Below are 23,355 nucleotides of genomic sequence, written 5' to 3' on the forward strand. Positions count from 1 at the left end.
TCAAAATAGGGCCACTTATACTTTAGGGATTAGCTTTGTGATATCACAAGAACTTTATCTGAACTCTGTGGCCAGTAGGTGTATGGGACTCCGACGGTCACTCGACGATTACAAGCAGAACGAAGACGCGACCGACGTATTTCCGGGCGAACGGCGCACGCGGCGAGGCAGATTCAGCGGGTCGGACCAACGCCTCGTTCACGTTTCACCAGCCGGGTCGCTCCGAGACTACTCGTACCCACTTTCGGGATTCGGCGGCATCGTGTCCTCACGCTTCGGCGTCCGTGTCGGCGACGCCGTCGAGTGGTTCGATGCGCTCGACACAGGGAGCCAGACGTACCGAGCGGGTCGCTCGCTCGTCGAGACGACGCACCGTCTCGACGGATTCGACGTGGTACAACGCGACGTTACTGACGGCCTCGCCCACACGACGGCGTTTGAGCTTGGCGACGGTGCACCCGAAGATATCGAACTGGCCGGGTTCGTCGAGATCAGCCCGGAGGGGCGAGATGGGCGCGTTGGGCAGCTCGTCCACGACGACGCCGTCGAGGTGTATCACAACCGAGAGCACGACTATCTCGGCACCTCGACTGAGTTCGTGGAGTGTACGCCCCAAGTACTCGAGCGGTTCGACGAGATACTCGCCGCGGAATCGCGGTCGTTTCCGGAGTTCGGTGCGTCCGAAGAGTACGAGGAGAGTCGCCTCACCGGCGGTGTTGGAGTCCGCGTCGCTTTCGAGGATGGTGAGGCCAGTCTCGTCACCCTGCTGTCGGACATCGAAACGCAGTCGCGCTCGGATGCGCTCTCTGCGGTCGCGACCCGGACGCGACGACCCAACAGCGATTCAGCCTCGCTCCTCGCGACGGCCCGGCAGGCCGGACAGTACCCCACGGTCACGGATCGGCTCGTCGCGACTGACCTTTCGGTCCTTGAGTTACTCTCCGCACCGACTGGGGCCCGAATTGCGGGGCCGGATTTCGACCCGTTCTACCAGTACTCCGGCGGCTATGGTTACACGTGGTTTCGAGACGACGGAGAAGTTTCGACGTTTCTCTTGGAAGCCGACGAATCACTCGGGTTCGACGCAGCCGAGGCACACCGACAGAGCGCCGAGTTCTACTTGCGGACGCAGTTACCTGACGGCCGGTGGCCCCACCGAGTATGGCCGATGAACGGCCGGCTCGCGCCGGGTTGGGCGAACGGCCACATCGAGGGCACGGAAACGCAGTATCAAGCCGACCAGACTGCGAGCGTCCTCGTTTTCCTCGCCGAGTACCTCTCGGCACACCGACAGTCGCTCCGAAACGTCACCGTCGAGGCCATCGAGAGCGCATTACAGTCGGGAGTCGATGGGCTCGACAGCTCGCTGGAAGACGATTGCTTTCCGACGGTATGCGAAAACGCGTGGGAGAATACGAATGGCCGTTTCACGCACACCGCCGCGAAGTTCGTTCAGGCCTACAGTACGATTGCGGCCGTCACGTGCGATGCAACTACCAGAGAGCGTGCAGCTACGCGGGCAACGCAGGTCTTCGACGCACTCGATATGGCGTGGGTCCCCGACGAGGGTATCTACGCGCTCCGATTAGACGACGGGGACGGTGACTTGGACGACCGAGTCGACAGCACTACCTTCTCACTCGTCGACGCCTATCTCGCCTATCGGGACATCGAGGACATCGGCGACACGCGATTGCGGCGGCTCGAACGCCATCTCCACACCGCGTTCTCCAGGCTCTGGAAAGAGACCGACGACATCTCCGGACTCACGCGATTCGAGGACGATACGTGGCGGCGGCGGGGGCAGGGAAGCGAGAAGGTTTGGACCGTCTCGACTGGCTGGGGTGCGTACGCGGCCGAGAAGTCGATTCGACTCTTCTCGTCGACCGACGAATACGACCCCGAGAAGTGGGCGGACCGGTTGTTCGACGAGATTGACCTTGATGGCAGTCTGTGCCTTCCATCGGGGTATCTCCCAGAGCAGTTCTTCGACACCGGCGCGCCGGACAGCGCGACGCCGTTGGGTTGGTCCCACGCTATTCGATTAGCCACGCACGCGTCCCGTGTCACCCGAGGTACTTGCACCGAGTAGGGTTGTTACATTCAAACAGCGGAGTCCGAGGCGGTCATGCGTCGGACAACTCCCTACCTGTACTCTCATCTTTACTAAGATTTATCCCCCGCGTTGGCCGAACACTTGGGTATGGTTGAAGACGAGGTGGTGGACAGCCTCATGAGAATTGGGCTCTCGGACAAGGAGTCGCGAGCATACGTGACGATACTCCGTAACGGGGCGACGACAATCCGAGTCGTCTCTGAAGAGGCTGACATCTCTAAGAGTTACGCGTACGATATCGTCGGAAAACTCGAAGAGCGCAACCTCATCGAAATCGACGATCACGTCCAACCGACGCAGTTGCGAGCGATTCCGCCCGCAGAGGGCATTGACAACCTCGTGTCCCAACTACAGACCGTCGAGTCCCAGTTAGAGGATCTGTTTGACTCCGAGAGCTACGAACAGCAGAAGTTCAGTATCATCAAATCTCGACGGACGATACTCGCTCAGCTCAACAAGCTGATCGACGCCGCTGAATCGGAACTCGTTCTCGCACTTCCCGCATCGGTGCTTCCTCGGGTCGAAGACTCGCTCAGAGAGGCGCGGAGTCGGGGAGTATTTTGTATGCTTCTCGTCACGGAGTATGACGGCACGAGTTCGATCGACGATGCGACCGCGAGTATCATTCAGACGTGGAGCGCCCCGGCACCGGTGACGCTTACTGTTGACCGGAGTGACGGTATCATCGCCTCGGCAGATGCGATACTGAATTCGAACTCCGATGAATATGCCATCTACCACGCTGAGGAGCACATCGTCTCTTCGTTGTTCGACTCGTTTATCGCGAACTACTGGCCGATGGGCGAGCAGGTGCATGTCGGGTCAAAAAGTCAACTGCCGGCGACGTTCACGAGTTTCCGCCACGCGGTGTTCGATGCGACGCTACATCTGATGGACGGAGCTGTCGTCACGGCCGAGATGGATATCCGTCCCACCCAGAGTAACGCGGCGTTCGAGACGACGACTGGGACGATCGTGGCGGTGAAACAGAGCCTCGTTCGGCCCTTCTCGAACGACTTCCCGACCCAGGAGTCGTTCGTCGTTGAGACACCTGACGACACGTTTACCGTCGGCGGCTCGAAGGCGTTTTTGGAGGATTTCGAGGCCCGGCGCGTCGTCTTTCGTTCGGTCAGCGACGCAAAACAGGGCTAGATTCCTGCTCTTTCTCACCGACTAGTCGGAATGGACGGCCCCGCGTGGGACTCCTCTACGTTCCTCTCGGTTGGGTTGACCCGACCGCCTTCGATGTCACTCGATTAGCGGAACGTCCATTTTGTTCATCCGCGAACGGGGTGCGGACACGTTGATAATCAAACTCAGTACATCACAAAGCCTGTTAGTTGAGACGTCTGCTTGCTGAAGATGTGTCCAAGCAACCACAGCAAGCAGACGATGAAATCCACGAGGACCAGCTCCTTAACTTCCTCGTCAACTCTCTTGACGAGGAAGTTGCTCTCTCACTCGCTGAAAACGCTGAACTCGATGCTGAAGACATCTACGAGGTCCTCGTCGGCGCCTGCGCCGACGGGACCTCGGTCTCAACGCTCTGTGAGAGAAGCGAAGATGCACCACACGAAAATTCGGTTCTCTACCATCTCCGCACCAAATTTGACCTTGAGACGCTCGAACAGGTTGGAAACACGCTCCTCCAGAAGGACATTCTCAACGTCCTTCCCCAGCAGGTGGAGGTCTGCGCAGACCTCCACCTGCGGCCCTACTACGGCGACGAAGACGATACAGACGGCCTGTATCACTCACAAGCGAAGCGTGGAACCACCGCGTTCCACGCGTACGCGACACTGTACGCACGCGTGAAGAACAAACGCTACACGCTGGCGGTGCGCCGTCTCGAAGACGGCGACACCGCCAGCAGTGTCCTCGCAGAGTTCCTCGGTATTCTCGACGGCCTTGACCTCGGTGTCAAGGCCGTCTATCTTGACCGCGAATTCTACGACAGCAAGTGTTTGACGCTGCTTCAGGCGCACAACCACGCGTACGTCATGCCGATCGTCCGCTGGGGACGGACGATCAAGCGAGAACTCTCAGAAGGATGGAGTCGCGTGATTCAGCACAGTCTGACAGCGAAACTCGACGGTCACAGCTGGACCGTCGAGTTTCCCGTCTACATCGACTGTACCTACCAAAACGGACGGTACGACGAACATGGGGTGGCGCGTCACGGCTACGCCGCTGACGCGCCGTTCATCGACTCACCACGGGACGCTCGATACCACTACGCGAAACGCTTCGGTATCGAGGCAAGCTATCGACTCTCCGAGCAAAGTATCGCGACGACCTCGACACAAAATCCGGTCGTACGGCTGCTGTACGTCGTGGTGAGCTTGCTGTTACAGAACGTGTGGCGGTATCTGCACTGGGAGTACGTGGCGACGCCCCGCCGAGGCGGGCGTCGCCTCTGGCAGTGGCCATTCAAGGAGTTCATCAACATGATCCGACGGGCAGCGTGGACGGCCCTCGCGACGCGTCGGGCCGTCCCCGCGAACCGGCCACCGGACGACCGGTTCCACCGGTAACTCCCGACCGGGCTAGCCAACGGTGGGAGTGGCGACGCTGTCGCGTCGGCGGCAGCCGCCGCCGACAGCGACAGCTCTCCGTCCGTTCGCCCAAGATTCTCTCGTCGAGACCGCCAGTGCAACCGCTCGGTCACAGAACTCAGGCTTCAGAAACAGCTAGCCGAGGACGCTTTGTGAAGTACTGATATTTGAAGAGTTGTGTTTATTCGATATTATTATATGATATTCCAGACAGTCTGTATCGCCTAATTATCGGACGTGAATCCGCATTTGGCAGTAGTATGATATTTGAGGGAATCAGGGGCCACGGCAGGACGGACAGAGAGGCGAACACTCGATGACGAGGGGGGTCGGGATAACGCGACAGCGGGTGAGTACAGTCGTGTTGGCGTTGGTAACGGTGATGTCGCTCGTCGCGTGGGTACCGGTCGGCGCGGCGCTGACGATATCTGACCCGCCGTCACCGACGGCGACGAACGAGTGAGCGCGTCGGCGAGCGCGAACCCGAAACCGTTCCGAGTCAGGACGAGAAGATAGTCCGAGAGAGAATCCGGCGTCAGCGCTTCTCGCTCGCGGCTTCGACCGACGCGAAGAAGCCGAAGTACGCGACGACGCCCGCACCCATACAGAGGTAGAACGCCCACTGCGGTCCGTCGAGAACGTCGAACAGGACCGAAACGACCGTCACCCACGCCAGGGCGAACAGCAGGTCGGTTAGCATCCCCGAGCGGTGTTCGCGCACGTGGGTGCGAATCGTCTCCGCGAGGCTCATCGACAGGGCACCTCGCCGGGAGTCGCGGGCGACGTAGTCGTCGTCGCGCGGGTGGTGGCCGTTCTCGCGTGGGTCGCGTCGTACATCGGTTACGCGTCCGCTTCCGCTTCCGTTTCCGCTTTCTTTTCGTGGACGTCGACGACAAGCACCGGGAGCCGCGTCCGCCGGAGGACGCGTTCGGTCACGCTCCCGAGGACGACCCGGGAGAGACCGGAGCGACCGTGCGAGCCCATCACGACGAGGTCGATGTCGTTGTCCTCGACGAACTTCCTGATGGCTCGCGCCGGTTCGCCCGGGACGACGTGTTCGCGGACGGCCAGTCCGTGTTCGGCGGCGGCGGCGGCGACGTAGCCCGTGGCCGCGTCGGCCGCGTCCTTCACTTCGGGCATGTCGTCGAGGTGGCCCTGCCGGATGCGGTCGACCTGCTCCGTTCCCAGCGAGTAGCTTGTGGCGTCGACGTCGACGACGTACAGCGCGTGGACCGTCGCGCCGTACTTCGAGGCGAGGTCGACCGCCTGTTCGACGGCGTACTCCGCCGCGTCGCTTCCGTCAGTCGGAACGAGGATGTGTTCGTACATTGGTTAATCGTCCGCGGGGGACTGGCCCCCGTCGGCGCTCATGACCACGTCTTCTGCGGACTGTTGCTGGCCCATCGGTTCGGGGCTGTGACACTGCCGGACCATCTTCTTGATTCGCTCGGGCGGTTCGTCAGTCGCCATCGAGACGGCGATGGTGACGACGAACACGAGCGGCGTGCCGACCAGCGCCGCGCCGATGGCCGGCACGAACTCGGCGAAGAGGTCGCTGAAGTGGAAGATGAGGTCGTTGACCACGGCGGCGACCCAGAGCGTGAGGCCGACGCTCATGCCCGCGAGCGCGCCCTGACGGTTGGTGTTCTCCCACCAGAGACCGAGGAAGAACATCGGAAACAGCACGATGGCCGCAAGGGAGAACGCGAGCGCGACCAGTTCGCCGACGAGCGCCGGCGGGTCGAACGCGGTTACCGTCACGATGATGCCGAGCGCGACGATGGTCGCGCGACCGACGAACACCTGCTGACGCTGGGTCGCGTCGGGGTTGATGATGTTCGTGTAGATGTCGTGAGAGACGGCGGACGAGGCGGTGATGAACAGCCCCGCCGTCGTGGCGATGGCGGCGGCGATGCCACCGGCGGCGACGAGGCCGACGAACCACGTCGGCAGGTTCGAAAGCTGCGCCGCGAGCACCACGATGAGGTCGCCCTCACCGCCGCTCATGCCGCCGTTGGCCGCGAACGTCGGGCCGTACTGGGAGGCGTCGTAGAGGTCAACGCCGAACGCCGCCAGCGCCGGGGCGCTCCAGTACAGGAGCAGGATGAAAAACAGCCCCCAGACGGTCGACTGCCGCGCCGTCTTCTCGTTTTCGACGGTGTAGAACCGCACCAACACGTGCGGGAGCCCGCAGGTGCCGAAGATGAGCGAGAACGCCGTGGCAATCCAGAGGTAGAACCCGGCGTTGGCGAACGGCTCGGAGAACTCGGTGGAGAGTTCGCCGATGAGTTGGCCGTATTCGATGTGCGGGAGGACCGTCGAGTAGCCGCCGGTGAAGCCGACGACGTAGACGGCCGTCAGGAACGCGATGATGAGGATGACGTACTGGACGGCCATGTTCTTCGTCGCGCCCATCATGCCGGAGATGGTCAGATAGCCCACCGTAATCGCCATCATCACGATGACCATCGTGACGTAGTCGGTCCCGAAGACGTACAACCCGACGAGGCCCATCCCGCGGGCCTGCCCGACCGAGTAGACGAACCCGATGAGGATGGTCGTCAGCGCGCCGATTGCCCGCGCCGTGTCGGAGTTGAATCGGTCGCCGACGAAGTCGGGTGCGGTGTACTTCCCGAACCGGCGCATCTGCGCGGCCAGGAAGATGAGCAGGACGAAGTAGCCGGCCGTCCAGCCGATGATGAACGCGAGCCCGTAGAAGCCCGAGAGGGCGACGAGCCCCGCTAACCCGAGGTACGACGCCGCAGACATCCAGTTCGCGCCGATGGCCATCCCGTTTTCGATGTTGCCAATCGACCGGCCGGCGACCCACATCCCCTCGGTGTCGGCGACCTTGAACACGTAGCCGATGGCGAGAAACAGAGCCAACATCCCGACGACCATGATGGCCGGCACGAGTTTGAACGAGATGTTGAGCGCCTCGGGGAGCAGGTCTCCCGACTGGAGGAACACGCTCGCGGTCATTCGACGCGCCCCCCGTCGGCGACGGCGGCCTCGCTCTCACTCTTCGAGCGCGTCTGCGAGGCCGTGTGGTCGATGCCGTACCGCTCGTCGAGCTGGTCGCGCTTGCGCGAGTAGATGAACGCGAGCACGAGCGAACTCGTCGGTGACAACACGGCGACGAGGAAGTAGTGCAGCGGGAAGCCGATGACCGGGAGCTGTACGGTCATCGTCGCCGGTGCGAAGTAGGTAAGCACCGGCGGTCCGAACGTGAGCAGCGCCCACGCGATAAAGCCGGTCCAGATTACTTTCAGGTGGTCTCGCATGAACGGGGTGCTCGGCTTCAGCAGGTTCACCTCCCGCGACAGGTAGTCTATCTCGTCGTGTCTCGGAGCCGTACTCCGGTCGGTGCTCGCGTCGTGTGAGTCAATCTCTGACTCGGTGGATTCGCGTGACATAGATCGGTTGGTCGTCTCGTAGTTACGCTCGATACGGGCGGCCGAAGGCGGCCGCTCAGTCGCTCTGTGCGCGGACTTTCGCTTCTATCTCCCCGACGATTTCGGGGTTCCGGAGCGTCGAGGTGTTACCCAGTTCCGCGCCGTTCGCCACGTCTTCGAGGAGACGGCGCATGATTTTGCCCGAGCGCGTCTTCGGCAGTTCCGGCGTGAACACGACCTGTTCGGGGCGGGCGATGGGGCCGATGGCGTCCTCGACGCCCTCGACGATGCGCGCGCGGAGGTCCTCGCCCTCCTCGTACCCGTCTTCGGTGATGACGTAGGCGTAGACGGCCTCGCCTTTCACCTCGTGGTTGCCGCCGACGACCGCGGCCTCCGCGACGCCCTCGACGCCGACGATGGCCGACTCGATTTCCATCGTCCCGAGGCGGTGGCCCGAGACGTTGATGACGTCGTCGACGCGGCCGAGCACGGTGATGTAGCCGTCTTCGTCCACCTTCGCGCCGTCCTCGGGGAAGTAGACCCAGTCGTCGGGGTCGTCGCTGTCGGTGTCGGAGTACTCCGCCCAGTATTCGGAGATGTAGCGCTCGTCGTTGTCGTAGAGCGTCCGAAGCATCCCCGGCCACGGCTTGTTCACCGTGAGGTAGCCCGCCCGACCGGGTTCGACTTCGTCGCCGTCGGTGTCGACGATTTGGGCGTCGATGCCCGGCAGCGGCGGTCCGGCTGAGCCGGGTTTCATGTTCTTGACGCCCGGGAGCGTCGTTATCATCATCCCGCCGGTCTCGGTCTGCCACCACGTGTCTACCACCGGGCAGTTCTCGTTGCCGATGTGCTCGTAGTACCACTTCCACGCGCGCGGGTTGATGGGTTCCCCGACGGTCCCGAGCAGGCGGAGACTCGACAGGTCGCGCGATTCGGGGTATTTGCTGCCCCACTTCATGAACGCGCGAATCGCCGTCGGCGCGGTGTAGAAGATATCGACGGCGTACTTCTCGACGAGTTCCCACATCCGGTCGCGGTTCGGGAAGTCGGGCGTGCCCTCGTACATCACCGTCGTCGAGCCGAGTGCGAGCGGCCCGTAGACGATGTAGGAGTGACCCGTAATCCAGCCGATGTCGGCCGAACACCAGTAGGTGTCTTCCGTCTCGATGTCGAGGACCGCGTGGGAGGTCCACGTCGCGTAGGAGAGATAGCCACCGGTGGTGTGTTTGACCCCCTTCGGCTGGCCCGTCGTCCCCGAGGTGTACATGAGGAACAGCATATCCTCGGCGTCGCGTTCGACCGGCGCGACGCGCTCGCCGCTCTGGGCTTCGAGGAGATCGTCCCAGTCGTGCTGGTTGCCCTTCAGGTCGTGGTCGAAGCCGTCGTCACCCAGTCGGTCGACGACGACCGTGGCATCGACGCCGTGGTCGACGCTGTCGAGTCCCTCGTTGGTTTTGTCGAGGTGGTCGAGCGGGTCGCCGCGGCGGTAGTAGCCGTCGCAGGTGACGAGAAATCGGGAGTCCGCGGCGTTCATCCGCGTCGCCAGCGCCTCGGCGGAAAAGCCGGCGAAGACGACGTTGTGCGGCGCGCCGATGCGAGCGCACGCGAGCATGGCGATGGGGAGTTCCGGAACCATCGGCATGTAGAGCGTGACTACGTCGTCCTCCTCGACGCCGAGGTCACGCAGGGCCGCCGCGAACTCGTTCACCTCGCGGTAGAGGTCCTGATACGTGTACGTCCGCGTCTCGCCGTGTTCGCCTTCCCACTTGATGGCGACGCGGTTCTTGTCCCCGTTTTCGACGTGGCGGTCCACGCAGTTATAACAGGCGTTCAGTTCGCCGCCGGTGAACCACTCGTAGAACGGCGGATTCGAATCGTCCAGTACCTCGTCGTAGTCGGCGTCCCAGTCGAGCAGGTCGGCCGCGCGCTCCCAGCAGTCGGGCCAGTTCTCCTCGAACTCGTCGTAGATGCCGGCGTCCGAGACGTTCGCCTGCGCGACGAACTCCTCGGTGGGTTCGAACTCGTCTTGTTCTGCCAGCCGTGCCTCCAGTTCAGCGTCACCCTGTGCCATAGTACGTGCTAACGAGTCTCGACAAAGGGCATAAGTAGGATAACTAATTATCGAAAGTTAACACCACGAATATACATAATAGTCTGTGGGCACGTGTATAGGCTTCAGAGCCACAGATGAACGGCTCATACTATTGTCCATAAATTTTGATAATCTATCAATCAATAACGGACGTTCGTGTGCTAATTCGTCGCACGCCTAAGGGTCTAGGGTCGAAGCGCGTTCGTCGGTGTCGTCGTCGAAGAACGCGGTCATGAGTTTCTGCTGTGCGGTTCGGAGGTGCTGGTGGAGCGTCGGTGACGAGATATCTATCGAATCAGCGAGGTCTTCGGCGGTACTGCCGCGGGGCCACTCGAAATAGCCGGCGAGGTAGGCCGCCCGCAGGACGGACTCTTGCTTGTCGGTGAGTCGCGCCACGAGCGATGCCCGGAAGTCGGCGGTGTTTCGCGTGGGCCGTTCGACCTCCTGTTTCGCGACGAGTTCGGTGGCGGGATAGGCGTCGGTCAGGTCGGACAGCACGTCTCGGAGCGGCGTTTCGTTCGAGAACTCGCCCACGAAACGGGCGACGCCGTCCTCCGCGACGAACCGCGAGACGGTGCCGTCGTAGGAGGTGAGCGTCGTAATCGTCGACCCCGCGGAGAGCGCGACTTCGAGGAGAGACTCCGTCCCTCGGTCGCGAATGAGGCGGATGTGCTCGACGGCGTCCGTCGTTTGCAACTCGTCGAACACCGCGTCCGTCGTCGCCTCCCGGACGGTGAGGAAACACAGCAACGACCGCTCTTCGATGGGGACGACGCCGCGGAGCCGAATCGAACAGCCGAGGGCCGCGGAGAGTCGAACGAGCACGTCCTGCTCGTCCGAGGATTCGAACTCCAGTTGGACGACCGTGTCTGCCAGCAGTAGCTTCCGACGCTCGGCGGCGGCGATTGCCTGTCCGACGTGGCGACCCAGCGTCACCAGTACGTCCGCCTCGACGTCGGGAACCGCTTGGCCGTCGAGCGCGACGTAGAGCGCTCCATAGGCGGTGTCGCCGTGCGCCAGCGGAACGACCGCAATCGGCACGGGTTCCGAGTTCGGGAGCGAGTCGGGACGCACCGTCTGTACGTCGCGGGTGTCGCACGCGCGTCGAGTGAAGTCGGTGCCGCGACCGGCGAGCGACCCCCGGACCGCTTCGAGCGACGTCTCGTCGAGACCGGCGGCGGTGCGCGACGTTCGCGCGTCGGTTTCGCCCGATTCAATCCAAGCGAAACGGTAGCGGTCTGAATCGGTGAGCCGGTCACAGACGGCCTGTTCGACCTCGCTTCGGGTGTTCACCGCCGAGAGCGCCGACCCGACGCTTCGCGCGGCTTCGATGACCTGACGCGTTCGGTCGGGGTCGCCGCTGACGGCGCGCCCGTCGCTGTCGGCAGGGGCCGGCGAAAGCGCATCGAGCACCTCGTCTTCGCTCGGTTCACCGAGGAGCGGCGCGAGGCTCTCGATGCGGTCCCACCCGCCGATTCGCATGACGACGCTCGGCGGGACGCCGTCACCGAGCATCGTTCGGGCGAAGTGCCGACGCAGGTCGCGAGTCGAAACGTCCGCCAACCCATCGCGGCCGGTTCGTTCGGCGGCCCGCGTTCCGACCGACGCCACGAGCATCTGCAGACGCCGCGGCGTGACCGGAAGCACCCGTTCAGTCTCGCTGATGTCTGTCGTCGTGGCGTACTTCCGAACGTCGTGTTCGACCTCGTTCGGCAGGTACGCCTCCCGACCGTCGGTCGGAACGACGACGAAGTAGTGCTCCGTTCCCCGGTGTCGCCGCTGGGTCACGTGTGCGGGTTCGAACTGACTCATCTCGGCCGGTGTGAGCCCGACTTCCGCGCCGAGTCGAAGCACGAGGTCCTCGCGGTACGTCTCGGTCGCCCGGCGCAGTTGCTCGTACCCGCCCGCCGACAGCGGCGTCGGTTCGGAGTTTTCGTCCCGCATCCGTTTCGCAACACTGTCGATAAGCGAACTAAAACTTCCGATGAGAGCACAGAACCGACATGGTGAAAGCGACAATCGGCGTGGAAGTCGCTCCCGAACCATAGTAACTGCGTTTCGCTTAGAGAGAACTGTCCGAAACGTCGTCAGCCGTCACGGACGATGGATTCGAGTTCACCGACGATTTCCGGGTTCTGGAGCGCGGACGTGTCGCCGAACTCCTCTCCGTTGGTGATGTTTTCGAGGAACCGGCGCATAATCTTCCCGGAGCGCGTCTTCGGGAGGTCGGGCGTGAAGACGACGGCGTCCGGCGTGGCAATCGGCCCGATGCGCTCGCGGACGTGTGCGGCGATTCGCTCGCGGAGGTCGTCGTCACCGGAGACGCCCGTCTCCAGCGTGACGTAGGCGTGGATGCCACCCGCCTCGGCGTCGTCGACGCTGACGACGGCGGCTTCGACGACGCCCTCGACGCCGACGATGGCCGACTCGATTTCCATCGTCCCGAGGCGGTGGCCCGAGACGTTGATGACGTCGTCGACGCGGCCGAGCACGGTGATGTAGCCGTCGTCGTCCACTTTCGCGCCGTCGCCGGTGAAGTAGTGCCAGCCGTCCACGTCGAGTTTCGCCGCCTCCTCGCCCCAGCGGTGGCCGTGTCGCAGGGCGAGCGGCATCCCGGGCCACGGGCGCGTGAGAACGAGATAGCCGGCCTCGTTCACGGGGACCTCCTCGCCGCGGCCGTCGACGACCCGCGCGCCGACGCCCGGGAGCGGCGGTCCGGCTGAGCCGGGTTTCATCTTCTCGACGCCCGGCAGAGTCGTAATCATCATCCCGCCGGTCTCGGTCTGCCACCAGGTATCGACGATGGGACAGTTCCCGTTGCCGATGTGTTCGTAGTACCAGTGCCACGCCCGCGGGTCGATTGGTTCGCCGACGGTTCCGAGCAGGCGGAGGCTCGACAGGTCCCGCGACGCCGGGAGCGACGTGTCCCATTTCATGAACGAGCGAATCGCCGTCGGAGCCGTGTAGAACACGTCGACGGCGTTCTCCTCGATGAGGTCCCAGATGCGGTCGCGCTCCGGGTAGTTCGGCGTCCCCTCGTACATGACCGCCGTCGCCCCGAGCGCCAGCGGCCCGTAGACGACGTACGAGTGGCCGCTAATCCAGCCGATGTTCGCCGTACACAGATACGTGTCCTCGGGGTCGAGGTCCAATACCGTCTGCGACGTCCACGCGACGTGGGCGAGGTAGCCGCCGGTGACGTGTTCGACCCGCTTCGGTTCGCCCGTGGTTCCCGACGTGTGGATGAGAAACAGCACGTCGTCGGCCGCCCGCTCGACCGGGGCGACCTCCGCGCCGGCGTGGGCCGCCACCAGTTCCTCGTAGGTGTGCTGTCCCGCGCCGAGGTGTTCGGTCTCTCCGAGGTGCTCGACGACCACCATCTCTTCGAGGTCGTGGGCGGCCTTGAGACGGGCGTCGTCGGCCTTGCTCTTCAGGAAGATGGCGCTCCCTCTCCGGTAGTAGCCGTCGCAAGTGACGAGGAACACCGAGTCCGCGCTCTCCAGTCGCGTCGCGAGTGCGTCCGCCGACAGCCCCGCGAAGACGACGTTGTGGGGCGCGCCGATGCGGGCGCACGCGAGCATGGCGATGGGGAGTTCCGGAATCATCGGCATGTAGAGCGTGACCACGTCGTCGGCCTCGACGCCCTGCGCGCGGAGCGCGGCCGCGAACTCGTTGACCTCGCGGTAGAGGTCCTGATACGTGTACGTCCGCGTCTCGCCGAGGTGGCTCTCCCACTTGATGGCGACGCGGTTTTCCGCCCCGGCTTCGACGTGGCGGTCCACGCAGTTGTAGCAGGCGTTCAGCGTCCCGCCGGCGAACCACTCGAACGGGGGTTCGTCGTCCGGAAGGACCGACTCGTAGGGGTCGAACCAGTCGAGCGTCGCCGCCGCTCGGGCCCAGCAGTCGGGCCAGTTCTCCTCGAACTCGTCGGAGACCGAATCGTCGGTGACGGTGGCCTGTTCGACGAACTGCGGCGACGGCGGAATCTCCTCGTCTTCGGCCATCCTCGTTTCGAAGTCCGGCCCACGACGGTTCGACATACAGGTGGTACGTCGGCCTCATCGCATTAAAACGTTCGTCGGGGTGGGCGACCCGGCGCGTCGAGCGCGTCCGCCAAGCTTCTTGTGTCAGCCAGTCCCAGCCCACGTATGTTAACACCGTCTCCCTTTTCTCGACGCATCGGGAGCGAGCGCGTCGCGGGAACCCGCGAGTCCGTCATCCGGGAGATGACCCGCGAGGCGCACGAACACGACGCTATCAACCTCTCACAGGGGATTCCCGACGAGGACGAGACCCCCGTGAGCGTGAAGGAAGCCGCCAAAGCCGCAATCGACACGTCGAGCCAGTACACCATCACGTGGGGGCTGCCGGAACTCCGCGAGGCGGTCTCGGAACGCTACGCCGACTGGAAGGGCGTCCGCTACGACCCCGAAACGGAGGTCACCGTCACCACGGGCACGAGCGAGGCCGTCGTCTCGACGCTCCTCGCGCTCTGCGACCCCGGCGACGGCGTCATCTACTTCGAGCCGGCCTACGAGAGCTACATTCCCGCCGTCCAGTTCGCCGGAGGGGAGCCGATACCGCTCGACATCACCGACGGCCTCGAACTCGACGCCGACGCGCTGTGGGACGCCGCCCAAGAGGCGTCCATGCTGATTCTCAACCACCCGCACAACCCGACGGGCAACGTCTTTTCGCCCGCCGAACTCGAACTCGTCGCGGAGGTCGCCGCCGAGGAAGACCTTATGGTCGTCACCGACGAGATTTACGAGCACATCGTCTACGCCGACGACTACGTCAGCCCCGTCGAAGTCGACGGCCTCGCCGGGCGGACCGTCGTCTGCACGGGGCTGTCGAAGACGTACTCCGTGACGGGTTGGCGCGTCGGGTTCGCGCTCGCGCCCGAACCGCTTTCGGCCGAGTTGCGGAAGGTCCACGACTACACGAGCATCTGCGCGCCGACGCCGTTCCAGCGGGCGGGCGTCGAGGCGCTGTCGCTCCCGGCGGACTACTACGACGACCTCTCGGACGCCTACGAGCGCCGCGGCGAACTGCTGTACGACGGCCTCCGGGAGGTCGGCCTCGACCCCGTGAAACCGGACGGCGCGTACTACATGCTGACGCGCTATCCGGGCGACGCCGACGACACCGAGTTCGCCCACAGACTCGTCCGCGAGGCCGGCGTCGCGGTCGTCCCCGGGAGCAGTTTCTACACCGAGGGCTCCGCCGACTGGGTCCGGTTTACGTTCTCCCGAAACGAGGCGACCATCGAGGAGGCGCTGCGGCGGCTCGACGAGAACCGCTTTTGGTAGCTCGGCGGCGGTCCAGTAGCGGCCTAGTCGGCCAGTGGCCCGTCGTCAGGCGTCGTCCGACGACGCCGGCCCCGACTCCTGCGCCGAGTCCCCGGCGCGCTCGACGCCGCGAATCACGAACCGCGCGCCGGCGTCCGCAACGTCCTCGTAGCCGACCGACCAGCCGTGAGCGTCCGCGATGGTGCGGACGATGGCGAGGCCGAAGCCGGTGCCGTCGTCGGCCGTCGTGAAGCCGGATTCGAAGAGCTTCGGGCGGTCCGCCGGCGGCACGCCGGGACCGTCGTCCTCGACGAAAAAGCCGTCGCGGGTCGCGCCGACCGTGACGGTCACGCCGTCGCCGACGTGTTCGACCGCGTCACCAGACGCAGTCTGGTTGCCCGTGGAACCATGTTCCACGGCGTCGTCGGGAGAATCCCGACTGCCCATCGAGCCGTGCTCGACGGCGTTTCGAAACAGGTTCTCGAACAGCTGGAGCAGTCGGGTTCGGTCCGCGTCGAACGACGCGCTCTCGACGATATCGAGCGTCGCGGCCCCGGTTTCGACGTTCGTCCACGCTTCGGCCGCGACGGCGTCGAGCGAGACCGTCTCGTGTTCGTCGACCGTTCCGCCGCGGGCGAGCGCGAGCACGTCGGCGATGATTTCGCCCATGCGCTCGTGAGCCGCCTCGATTCGCTCGACGTGGTCCGGGTCGGGGCGGTCGGCCTCCTTCACCAGTTCGAGGTAGCCCTCCGCCACGTTCAGCGGGTTCCGCAGGTCGTGGGAGACGATGTTGGCGAACGTTTCGAGCTGTTGTTCGTGCTTCCGTCGGTCGGTCACGTCCTGGGCGTTGACGACGACGCCGCCGACGACGGGGTCGTCGAGGAGGTTCCGACACCGGACGCCGAAGACGCGCCACCCGCGGGTTGAACTGCGGAACCGGAGTTCGGCAGTGGCGTCCTCGTCGGGGCGCTCCAACGCCTCCCGAAACGTCTCGATGGCGGCGTCCTCGTCGTCGGGGTGGAGGAACCGCCGCAGCGACCGCACCTCGCTCGGGTCCTCGTCGGCCCCGAGCGTCTGGGCGGCCGAGTCGCTCAGATAGGTGACCGAGCCGTCGGCGTCGAGGACGAAGATGAGGTCGGAGGCGTTCTCCGTGAGCGCGCGGAACCACCGCTCGCGGACGCGGCGCTCGGTGATGTCGTGGAGGATGTGCAGGTGGCCGCGAACCGCGTCTCGACCGTCGGTCACGGCCGACCGGTCGACCTCGAAGTGCCGCGCCTCGCCGTTGTCGTCGACGACCCGCAGTTCCCCGCCGGATTCGAGCGCCTCGACGGTCTCCGGGTCGAACGCGTCGGCGACGGGCGAGCCGAGCGGCGGGTGTGAAACGTCGAACAGCGCCCTCGCCGCCGGGTTGCTGTCGGCCAGTCTGCCCTTCCGGTCGACGACGAGGACGGGGTCGGCCATCCGCTCGATGACGAGGTCGCGCGCGATGGGGCTGATGTCGAGAATGCGGTACCGCGAGAGCCCGACGGCGAGCAGCGACGACGTGGCGGCGAACGAGATAGCGATGGGGTTCGCGGGCGAAAACGGTATCAGGAGATAGACCGCGCCGACGACGGCGGGAACGAGAATCGCGACGAACAGGACCAGCGCCTGCTTCCGGTATATCTGTCGGCTCCGGAGACAGTGGACGCCGAGGACGACGAGCGCGGCTCCGATGGCGACGTAGCTGTAAACCACGTCGACCCAGAACAGCGGCCCGGGAACGACCTCGGTCGCGGTGATTCCGCCGACGGTCGCAAACGACAGCGACTCCCACAGAAGCGCGTGGACGCCGAGGGCGTTCGTCGCCACACCCGCGATGGCAAACGCGGGCCACACGGCGAGCAGCGCGGCGGTCCGCCGCGAGACCCACCGCTCGTAGCCCGTGATTTCGAGGGCGAAAAGCAGGGTGAAAAACACCGACGACTCCGCGGGAATCGGCTCCAGCGCGAACCACAGAAGCCGGGTGAACGGCGAGTCAGCGAGGAGGAGAAACGCCTCGAAAAGCGACCAACAGCCGGCGCTGACCGTGAGGGCGATGAACCACCGACCGCTCGGTTCGTCTCGGTATCGCCACCCGTAGCTCGCGACGCCGGCGGATATCACGGCCGCGAGGAAGAGCGCACCCACGTACGGTGACAACGAGAAGGTCACTACTACGTCGGTAGCCGACTCGGCTACTTAGAGACACCGGCAGTCGGACGGCTGTGGGATTCTCTGACGGGGAGATTCGCGGTCCAAAGCCTCTTAACTGACCGGTTAGTAAGCCCGACAGAAGATGGACGCAGAGACCAGAGCCGAGATACTCGAAGCGACCAATCGGGCGCTCTGCGAACACGGGTACGCCGGCCTCACGGTACAGCGAATCGCGGACGAGGCGTCGGTGACGAGCGCCGCGATTCACTACCATTTCGACACGAAAGAGGAGCTTTTGAACGCGTTTCTCGACGACTTAATCGGGCGGTTCGAGTCGGAGCTGTCGTGTGAGTCGGCCGACCCGCGGACGCGACTGAATACGGTTCTCGACGCGGTGTTCAGCCCGAAGAACCCCGAAGCGGACGGCTTTCCCGTGGCGGTCATGGAACTGAAGGCCCAAGCGCCCTACCACGAACTGTTCCGCGAGCGCTTCCTCGACTTCGACGGCGTGATGCGGGAGGTCGTCGCAGACATCGTCCGCGACGGCGTCGCCGGCGGAGAGTTCGACGAGACCGACCCCGAGAAGATTGCGCGGCTCATCACGACCATGAGCAACGGCGCGCACGCCCGCGTCGTCGCGCTCGACGAGTACCCCGCCGAGACCCGACGAATCGTCGAGGACGCACTGGAACTCCACCTCGGTTGGACGCCGGGTGAGGGGGCGGACGGATGAGCCTGTTCAAGGGGCAAGACGAGCTCAACCTCACCGAGGGCGGCATCGTCAAGCCGCTTCTCTACCTGTCGCTTCCCATCGTCGTCACGAACCTCCTCCAGACGGCGTACAACCTCGCGGACACGTTCTGGCTCGGCCAGTACTCGACGGAGGCGCTGGCCGCCATCTCGTTCGCCTTCCCGATGGTGTTTCTCCTCATCTCGCTCGGGATGGGGCTGTCCGTCGCCGGGAGCGTCCTCGTCGCCCAGCACACCGGGGCCGAGGAGACGGACAAAGCCGAGTACGCGGCCTCACAGACCGTCACGTTCGCGTTCCTCGGCTCCGCGATGCTCGGCGCGTTCGGCTACCCGCTCGTCCGACCGTTCCTCGATTTCCTCGGGGCCTCGCCGGACGTGTTGCCGGGCGCGACGGCCTACATGCAGGTCATCGCGCTCGGCCTGCCGTTCATGTTCGGCTTCTTCGTGTTCATCTCGCTGATGCGCGGGGCGGGCGACACCATCACGCCGATGCTCGTGATGTTCGGGACCGTCGTCCTCAACGTCGTCCTCGACCCGTTTTTCATCAACGGATGGGCGCTCGGGCCGATACAGTTCCCCCGACTCGGGATTCAGGGCGCGGCCATCGCCACCGTCATCTCGCGAGTCCTCGCGATGGTCGTCGGCATCGCCATCATGGTGTCGGGGTCCAGAGGCATCCAAATCCACCTCACTGACATGCGACCCGACTTCCGATATCTGCGGAAGATTCTCCACATCGGCATCCCCGCCAGTGTCGAGGGGGCGGGTCGCGCGCTCTCTATCAACGCGCTTCTCATCGTCGTCGGGCTGTTTTCGACCTCCGTCGTCGCGGCGTTCGGCATCGGGACCCGCGTGTTCTCGGTCATCTTCCTCCCCGCTATCGCCGTCGCCCGCGGCGTCGAGACGATGTCCGGCCAGAACATCGGCGCGGGGAAGTACGATCGCGCGGAGCAGGCGAACTACGTCGCCGCCAAGGGGCTGTTCTTCGTCCTCGGCCTGCTCGGCGTCGCCATCTTCCTCGTTCCCGAACCCATCGTCTCGGTGTTCACGACCGACGCCGAGGTGCTCGAAGTGGGCGCGGAGTTCCTGCGGTACGTCTCGCTGTCGTTCGGCTTCATCGGCATCATGCGGGCCTTTTCCGGCGGCTTCCGGGGCGCGGGCAAGACCCTCATCGCCGCGGTAATATCGGTCGTCACCCTCGCCGGCATCCGGCTTCCGGTCGCCTTCGTCGCGTCGCAGGGACTCCTCCCGACGGACTTCTGGTTCCTCGGGACCACCGACGTTCGGGGCATCTGGATCGCCTTTTTCGTCTCGAATATCGTGGGCGCGACCATCGCTTGGCTCTGGTTCCGCCAAGGAACCTGGCGCGAGGGCGACGTCCGCGGGTCGCCGGCCGGCGGCGAGTTGGAGAACGACGACGTGGAGCTATCGAGCGGGCTGGACTAATCCCGAAGAAGAGCGGTCCGGCCGAACCCGCTACTCGGCCGAGATGCTGAACCCGGAAAGCGAGTCCTTCGCGTCTTTGACGAACGTGTGTTTCCCGGTGATGCGGGCAGAACCGGTGATGAGCGGCGTCGTCAGCGTTACGCCGTCACGTTCTTCGGCCGCGACGAGCCTCCCTTCGAAGCGCGTACCGACGATGCTCTCGTGGAGATACGACTCGCCAACATCGAGCGCGCCGGCATCGTGGAGGAGCGCCATTTTCGCGCATGTCCCAGTCCCACAGGGCGAGCGGTCGACCTGACCCTCGCCGAAGACGACGATACTTCGGTCCACCTCGTCGGGTGTGCCGTATATCTCGGTGATCGAGATCGACCCTTCCTCGCCGGTGAGCGGGTGGACGATATCGAGGCGCTCGTTGACGGCGTCGCGGATTTCGAGGCCCCAATCGACGAACGTCGCCGCGTGCTGCGGTTCGACGGGCAGGCCGAGCTGGTCGCTGTCGACCAGCGCGAAGAAGTTGCCCGCGTAGACGACGTCGACGCGGAGCGACGAGTCGAGAAACGAGACCGGGACGGTCGCTTGGTCGTAGACGAAGGACCGAACGTTCTGTATCGTGACGCACTCGACGCCCCCGTCCGGCACGTACTCGGGCGTCGCCTCGACGAGTCCGGCCGGCGTCTCGACGCGGATGGTCTTGCGCCGGTCGAGTCGATCCAGTTCGAGGAGGGCGGAGACGACGCCGATAGTCCCGTGGCCGCACATGTCGAGGTAACCTCGGCTGTCCATAAAGAAGACGCCCACGTCCGCGTCGGGATGGTCGGAATCAACGACGACGGCCCCGAACATGTCGTCGTGGCCGCGGGGCTCCCGCATCAGCAGGTCGCGCACCCAGTCGTGGGTGTCGGCGAACGAATCGCGGCGCTCCCGAACGGAGTCACCCACGAGCGCCGAGCGGTCGATACCGTCGACGACGATGCGGGTCGGCTCGCCCTCTGTGTGCGTGTCGATGGTCGTAAACGACGCGTCCGTGGTGAGTTCGTCGAACTCGAACTCGCGTTCGTCCGCGGGCTCGTCGGTAGCGGAGTCAGAGGTCATTCGTCCACCAGTTCGAGCCGGGCGATTTGCTCGTCGGACCAGTCGTAATGCGGCTCGTCAATCGCTCGGAGCGACCGCACACACTCGTTGTAACGGCGGCGGGCAATCGGGGAGTAGGGGTCGTCGGGATTCGCGCGAATCCACTCGCGGAGGTCCGAAAGCGCCCGCGGCGAGTAGCTATCGACGTCGTCCTGTTCCCGTAAGAGCGCGAGTTTGCGCTCCTCGGTGCGGAGCGACCTGACGAGAACCGCGGCCGCGACGCCGGGCAACAGGAGGAGCGAGACGAGCATCGAAACCCACGTGAGCGTCGAAAGGGCCATCTCAGTCGTCACCTCCCGGGACGGCCGCGGAACCGGACGGTGGCTCGTCGCCGATGACGCTCATTACGAGCGTGCTCACAACGACGAGCGCGGCCATGAACGCGACGCCGAGCAGCATCAACCGCTGGTTCACGGTCCCGATACTGGAGTAGACGCCGTAGCCGAGGATGAACACCATCACGACGGGGATGACGTACTTCACGACCGGATTCCACCACGAGCCGATGTAGACGCCGGCGTTGCGGTTGAGGTCGAGGACGCGGGCGCGCTCGGGGCCGAACTTCCACGCGACGAGCGCGATGATAGAAAGCGTCGCCAGCGGGAGGCCGAAGCTCCCGAACATGAAGTCCATCCGCCCGAGGAACGCCGACGAGTAGGCGCTCGGGAGGCCGAACAGCCAAATCGCGCCGCAGGACGCGAGCACAGCACTAGTCCGCGAGAGCCGCGTCTCCTCCGAGACGGTGGTGACGGCGACCTCGGTGATGCCGAGGCCGGAAGTGAACGTCGCGAAGAAGAAGGAGACGAAGAACACGATGGCCCACAGACTCCCGCCGGGGAGTTCGGGGAACACCTGCGCCATCGAGATGAAAAGCAGGTTGGACCCGGCGCTCGGTTCGAGTCCGAACGCGAAGACGACGGGGAACGTGGCGAACACCGCGAGCAGGCCGATACTCGTGTTTCCGATGGCGGTGAACAGACCGCCGCCGAGCGGCACGTCGTCGTACCGGCTGAGATAGCTCCCGTAGGTCAGCGCGATTCCCCACCCGAGGCCCGTCGAGAACAGCGCCTGACTGAGCGCCGCGACCCACGTACTGCCGCGGGTGAGATACCCCCAATCGGGCGTGAAGACGAACGCGACGCCCTCCATACCGCCGGGGAGCGTGATGCCGCGAATCGAGACCGCCACGAGCGCGACGACGAGCAGCGGAATCATCCACTTCACGACGCGCTCGATGCCCCGGCGGATGCCGAACACGAGAACGCCGGCCAGACCGGCCATCGTCACCGTGTGCATCCCGACGACGAGCGCCGGGTTGTTGATGAAACCCTCCCAGAACGCCTGCGGCTGGAACCCCGGCTGGGTGAACGTCATGAGAATCGAGTGACCGGCGTAGTAGAGCGCCCAGCCGATGATCGGCGCGTAGTACGACATCAGCGCCACGTTGACGATGAGGACTACGAGGCCGAGACCCTGCGCCCGCTTGCTCCCGAGAACCTTCCTGAACGCTCCGATGACCCCGTAGTTCGTGTAGCGGCCGATCATCGTCTCGGCCATCAGCCCGGGAACCGCGATGAGGTACAACAGGAGAATATAGGCCACGAGGAAGGCACCACCGCCGTTTTCGCCCGTCGTAAACGGCATGCGCCAGATGTTGCCCGCGCCCACCATCGCGCCGAGCATCGCCATGAGGAAGCCGAACCGGCTTCCCCACTCTTCCCTCGCCGTTCTCGGATCTGAGTCTGACATGATAATCCTACCCAGACCCTTGAACAGAGGGTAGTTATACGGATGTGCTACTATGGTCGGGGTTGTCAACAAAAGATGTATAGGAACGCTGGTGAGACGACTCGATAGTTATCGGTAGATACCGCAAATACGGGCATTTTAGACCCGTAAACCACGTCTGATAGTTCGACTTCGAGTGTCAACTGGTGAGAAGGTTTCGACCCGGACAGCCGGCCGGACCGTATCATAGTCGGGGATGTGTATATATCCGCGAAGCGGACACCACCGATATGGTCACGACCAACGACGAGCGAGTCGAAGGCGACCGGACACCGGGAAACGAACGTGGGACGAAACGCGAGTCGGAATCGCGTCGGCGCGCGTGAGAGACGAACAGACGGACGAGCGGACGGACGAACTCGAACGGGCGGTACTCGCGCTTCTCGACTGCCGAGGGGCGACGCCGATAGACGAGATACTCTCCGGAGTGGACGGACATCCCATCGAGATAGAACACGCCTGTAGCCGACTCCAGCAGGCGGGCGAACTCCGAAGCCGGAGTTGCGGCGTGTACACTCGCCCGGCCTCTCACGGGGGCTACCCTCCCATGGGCAGACACTAGTATAACTCGCCCTCCACCGAGGACTCAGCCATGACGAACTCAGTCACGGGACGA

18 protein-coding genes are annotated in these 23,355 nt (G+C 64.4%); 7 read left to right on the plus strand and 11 right to left on the minus strand.

The features are described 5' to 3' along the window. Positions 1-82: 82 nt before the first annotated feature. The 3 genes from HVO_RS02525 to HVO_RS02535 all read left to right on the plus strand — a co-directional run bounded on the left by HVO_RS02525 (position 83) and on the right by HVO_RS02535 (position 4,650). Positions 83-2,092, plus strand: coding sequence for a glycoside hydrolase family 15 protein (locus HVO_RS02525; RefSeq protein ID WP_013035026.1), 2,010 nt, complete (start codon positions 83-85; stop codon positions 2,090-2,092). A 111-nt stretch (positions 2,093-2,203) separates the two neighbouring features. Continuing rightward, entirely contained in the window at positions 2,204-3,268 is a 1,065-nt protein-coding gene (locus tag HVO_RS02530) for a TrmB family transcriptional regulator (protein WP_004043080.1), read from the plus strand. A 212-nt stretch (positions 3,269-3,480) separates the two neighbouring features. Beyond that, complete coding sequence (locus HVO_RS02535) at positions 3,481-4,650, plus strand: ISH3 family transposase (RefSeq protein ID WP_013035042.1); 1,170 nt, start codon at positions 3,481-3,483, stop codon at positions 4,648-4,650. Positions 4,651-5,206: 556 nt separating this feature from the next. Here the strand turns inward: HVO_RS02535 and HVO_RS02540 are convergent. From HVO_RS02540 to acs (HVO_RS02570), 7 genes are all read right to left on the minus strand, one after another. Next, positions 5,207-5,422, minus strand: coding sequence for a hypothetical protein (locus HVO_RS02540; protein ID WP_004043081.1), 216 nt, complete (start codon positions 5,420-5,422; stop codon positions 5,207-5,209). Between the two features lie 89 nt (positions 5,423-5,511). Further along, positions 5,512-6,000: a universal stress protein gene (locus tag HVO_RS02545; protein ID WP_004043082.1), complete on the minus strand. Its 489-nt coding sequence runs from the start codon at positions 5,998-6,000 to the stop codon at positions 5,512-5,514. 3 nt (positions 6,001-6,003) lie between these two features. Further along, positions 6,004-7,653, minus strand: a complete 1,650-nt coding sequence (locus HVO_RS02550; RefSeq protein ID WP_004043083.1) for a VC_2705 family sodium/solute symporter — start codon at positions 7,651-7,653, stop codon at positions 6,004-6,006. Beyond that, positions 7,650-8,087, minus strand: coding sequence for a DUF4212 domain-containing protein (locus HVO_RS02555; RefSeq protein WP_004043084.1), 438 nt, complete (start codon positions 8,085-8,087; stop codon positions 7,650-7,652). The genes HVO_RS02550 and HVO_RS02555 overlap by 4 nt, the downstream gene beginning before the upstream one ends. A gap of 55 nt (positions 8,088-8,142) precedes the next feature. Further along, positions 8,143-10,137: an acetate--CoA ligase gene (gene acs, locus HVO_RS02560; RefSeq protein ID WP_013035165.1), complete on the minus strand. Its 1,995-nt coding sequence runs from the start codon at positions 10,135-10,137 to the stop codon at positions 8,143-8,145. Positions 10,138-10,335: 198 nt separating this feature from the next. Then, the gene (locus HVO_RS02565) at positions 10,336-12,102 is read right to left on the minus strand and encodes a bacterio-opsin activator domain-containing protein (protein WP_004043086.1); all 1,767 of its coding nucleotides are present in this window, start codon (positions 12,100-12,102) and stop codon (positions 10,336-10,338) included. A gap of 143 nt (positions 12,103-12,245) precedes the next feature. Continuing rightward, the gene (gene acs / locus HVO_RS02570; RefSeq protein WP_004043087.1) at positions 12,246-14,162 is read right to left on the minus strand and encodes an acetate--CoA ligase; all 1,917 of its coding nucleotides are present in this window, start codon (positions 14,160-14,162) and stop codon (positions 12,246-12,248) included. A gap of 144 nt (positions 14,163-14,306) precedes the next feature. Here acs (HVO_RS02570) and HVO_RS02575 point away from each other — a divergent pair, with 144 nt between their 5' ends. After that, positions 14,307-15,470: a pyridoxal phosphate-dependent aminotransferase gene (locus tag HVO_RS02575; protein ID WP_013035113.1), complete on the plus strand. Its 1,164-nt coding sequence runs from the start codon at positions 14,307-14,309 to the stop codon at positions 15,468-15,470. Between the two features lie 45 nt (positions 15,471-15,515). Here HVO_RS02575 and HVO_RS02580 read toward each other — a convergent pair whose 3' ends face one another. Further along, on the minus strand, positions 15,516-17,618 hold the full coding sequence (locus tag HVO_RS02580) for a sensor histidine kinase (protein ID WP_004043089.1): 2,103 nt from the start codon (positions 17,616-17,618) through the stop codon (positions 15,516-15,518). 148 nt (positions 17,619-17,766) lie between these two features. On the opposite strand from HVO_RS02580, the gene HVO_RS02585 reads away from it, so the two are divergent. Then, the gene (locus HVO_RS02585) at positions 17,767-18,357 is read left to right on the plus strand and encodes a TetR/AcrR family transcriptional regulator (protein ID WP_004043090.1); all 591 of its coding nucleotides are present in this window, start codon (positions 17,767-17,769) and stop codon (positions 18,355-18,357) included. Continuing rightward, positions 18,354-19,820, plus strand: coding sequence for an MATE family efflux transporter (locus HVO_RS02590; RefSeq protein WP_004043091.1), 1,467 nt, complete (start codon positions 18,354-18,356; stop codon positions 19,818-19,820). Before HVO_RS02585 ends, HVO_RS02590 begins: the two co-directional genes overlap by 4 nt. A gap of 30 nt (positions 19,821-19,850) precedes the next feature. Here the strand turns inward: HVO_RS02590 and HVO_RS02595 are convergent, their stop codons facing one another. From HVO_RS02595 to HVO_RS02605, 3 genes are read right to left on the minus strand one after another with little or no spacing between them, the layout of a single operon-like run. Then, positions 19,851-20,912 carry a proline racemase family protein gene (locus HVO_RS02595; protein WP_004043092.1) on the minus strand — a complete coding sequence of 354 codons (1,062 nt, stop codon included), beginning with the start codon at positions 20,910-20,912 and terminating at the stop codon, positions 19,851-19,853. After that, positions 20,909-21,232, minus strand: coding sequence for a hypothetical protein (locus HVO_RS02600; RefSeq protein ID WP_004043093.1), 324 nt, complete (start codon positions 21,230-21,232; stop codon positions 20,909-20,911). Before HVO_RS02600 ends, HVO_RS02595 begins: the two co-directional genes overlap by 4 nt. A gap of 1 nt (position 21,233) precedes the next feature. Continuing rightward, positions 21,234-22,700: a sodium-dependent transporter gene (locus HVO_RS02605; RefSeq protein WP_013035056.1), complete on the minus strand. Its 1,467-nt coding sequence runs from the start codon at positions 22,698-22,700 to the stop codon at positions 21,234-21,236. A gap of 361 nt (positions 22,701-23,061) precedes the next feature. On the opposite strand from HVO_RS02605, the gene HVO_RS02610 reads away from it, so the two are divergent. Next, the gene (locus HVO_RS02610) at positions 23,062-23,301 is read left to right on the plus strand and encodes a hypothetical protein (RefSeq protein WP_144064022.1); all 240 of its coding nucleotides are present in this window, start codon (positions 23,062-23,064) and stop codon (positions 23,299-23,301) included. The last annotated feature ends 54 nt before the right edge of the window (positions 23,302-23,355 follow it).

It is taken from the genome of Haloferax volcanii DS2 (assembly GCF_000025685.1).
GTDB lineage: Archaea > Halobacteriota > Halobacteria > Halobacteriales > Haloferacaceae > Haloferax > Haloferax volcanii.

Excerpts from the sequence above, each read along its gene's own strand:
- HVO_RS02525 (WP_013035026.1), top strand. The coding sequence starts at position 83 with ATGGGACTCCGACGGTCACTCGACGATTACAAGCAGAACGAAGACGCG.
- HVO_RS02530 (WP_004043080.1), top strand. The coding sequence starts at position 2,204 with ATGGTTGAAGACGAGGTGGTGGACAGCCTCATGAGAATTGGGCTCTCG.
- HVO_RS02540 (WP_004043081.1), bottom strand. The coding sequence starts at position 5,422 with ATGAGCCTCGCGGAGACGATTCGCACCCACGTGCGCGAACACCGCTCG.
- HVO_RS02545 (WP_004043082.1), bottom strand. The coding sequence starts at position 6,000 with ATGTACGAACACATCCTCGTTCCGACTGACGGAAGCGACGCGGCGGAG.
- HVO_RS02550 (WP_004043083.1), bottom strand. The coding sequence starts at position 7,653 with ATGACCGCGAGCGTGTTCCTCCAGTCGGGAGACCTGCTCCCCGAGGCG.
- HVO_RS02555 (WP_004043084.1), bottom strand. The coding sequence starts at position 8,087 with ATGTCACGCGAATCCACCGAGTCAGAGATTGACTCACACGACGCGAGC.
- acs (WP_013035165.1), bottom strand. The coding sequence starts at position 10,137 with ATGGCACAGGGTGACGCTGAACTGGAGGCACGGCTGGCAGAACAAGAC.
- HVO_RS02565 (WP_004043086.1), bottom strand. The coding sequence starts at position 12,102 with ATGCGGGACGAAAACTCCGAACCGACGCCGCTGTCGGCGGGCGGGTAC.
- acs (WP_004043087.1), bottom strand. The coding sequence starts at position 14,162 with ATGGCCGAAGACGAGGAGATTCCGCCGTCGCCGCAGTTCGTCGAACAG.
- HVO_RS02575 (WP_013035113.1), top strand. The coding sequence starts at position 14,307 with ATGTTAACACCGTCTCCCTTTTCTCGACGCATCGGGAGCGAGCGCGTC.
- HVO_RS02585 (WP_004043090.1), top strand. The coding sequence starts at position 17,767 with ATGGACGCAGAGACCAGAGCCGAGATACTCGAAGCGACCAATCGGGCG.
- HVO_RS02590 (WP_004043091.1), top strand. The coding sequence starts at position 18,354 with ATGAGCCTGTTCAAGGGGCAAGACGAGCTCAACCTCACCGAGGGCGGC.
- HVO_RS02595 (WP_004043092.1), bottom strand. The coding sequence starts at position 20,912 with ATGACCTCTGACTCCGCTACCGACGAGCCCGCGGACGAACGCGAGTTC.
- HVO_RS02600 (WP_004043093.1), bottom strand. The coding sequence starts at position 21,232 with ATGGCCCTTTCGACGCTCACGTGGGTTTCGATGCTCGTCTCGCTCCTC.
- HVO_RS02605 (WP_013035056.1), bottom strand. The coding sequence starts at position 22,700 with ATGTCAGACTCAGATCCGAGAACGGCGAGGGAAGAGTGGGGAAGCCGG.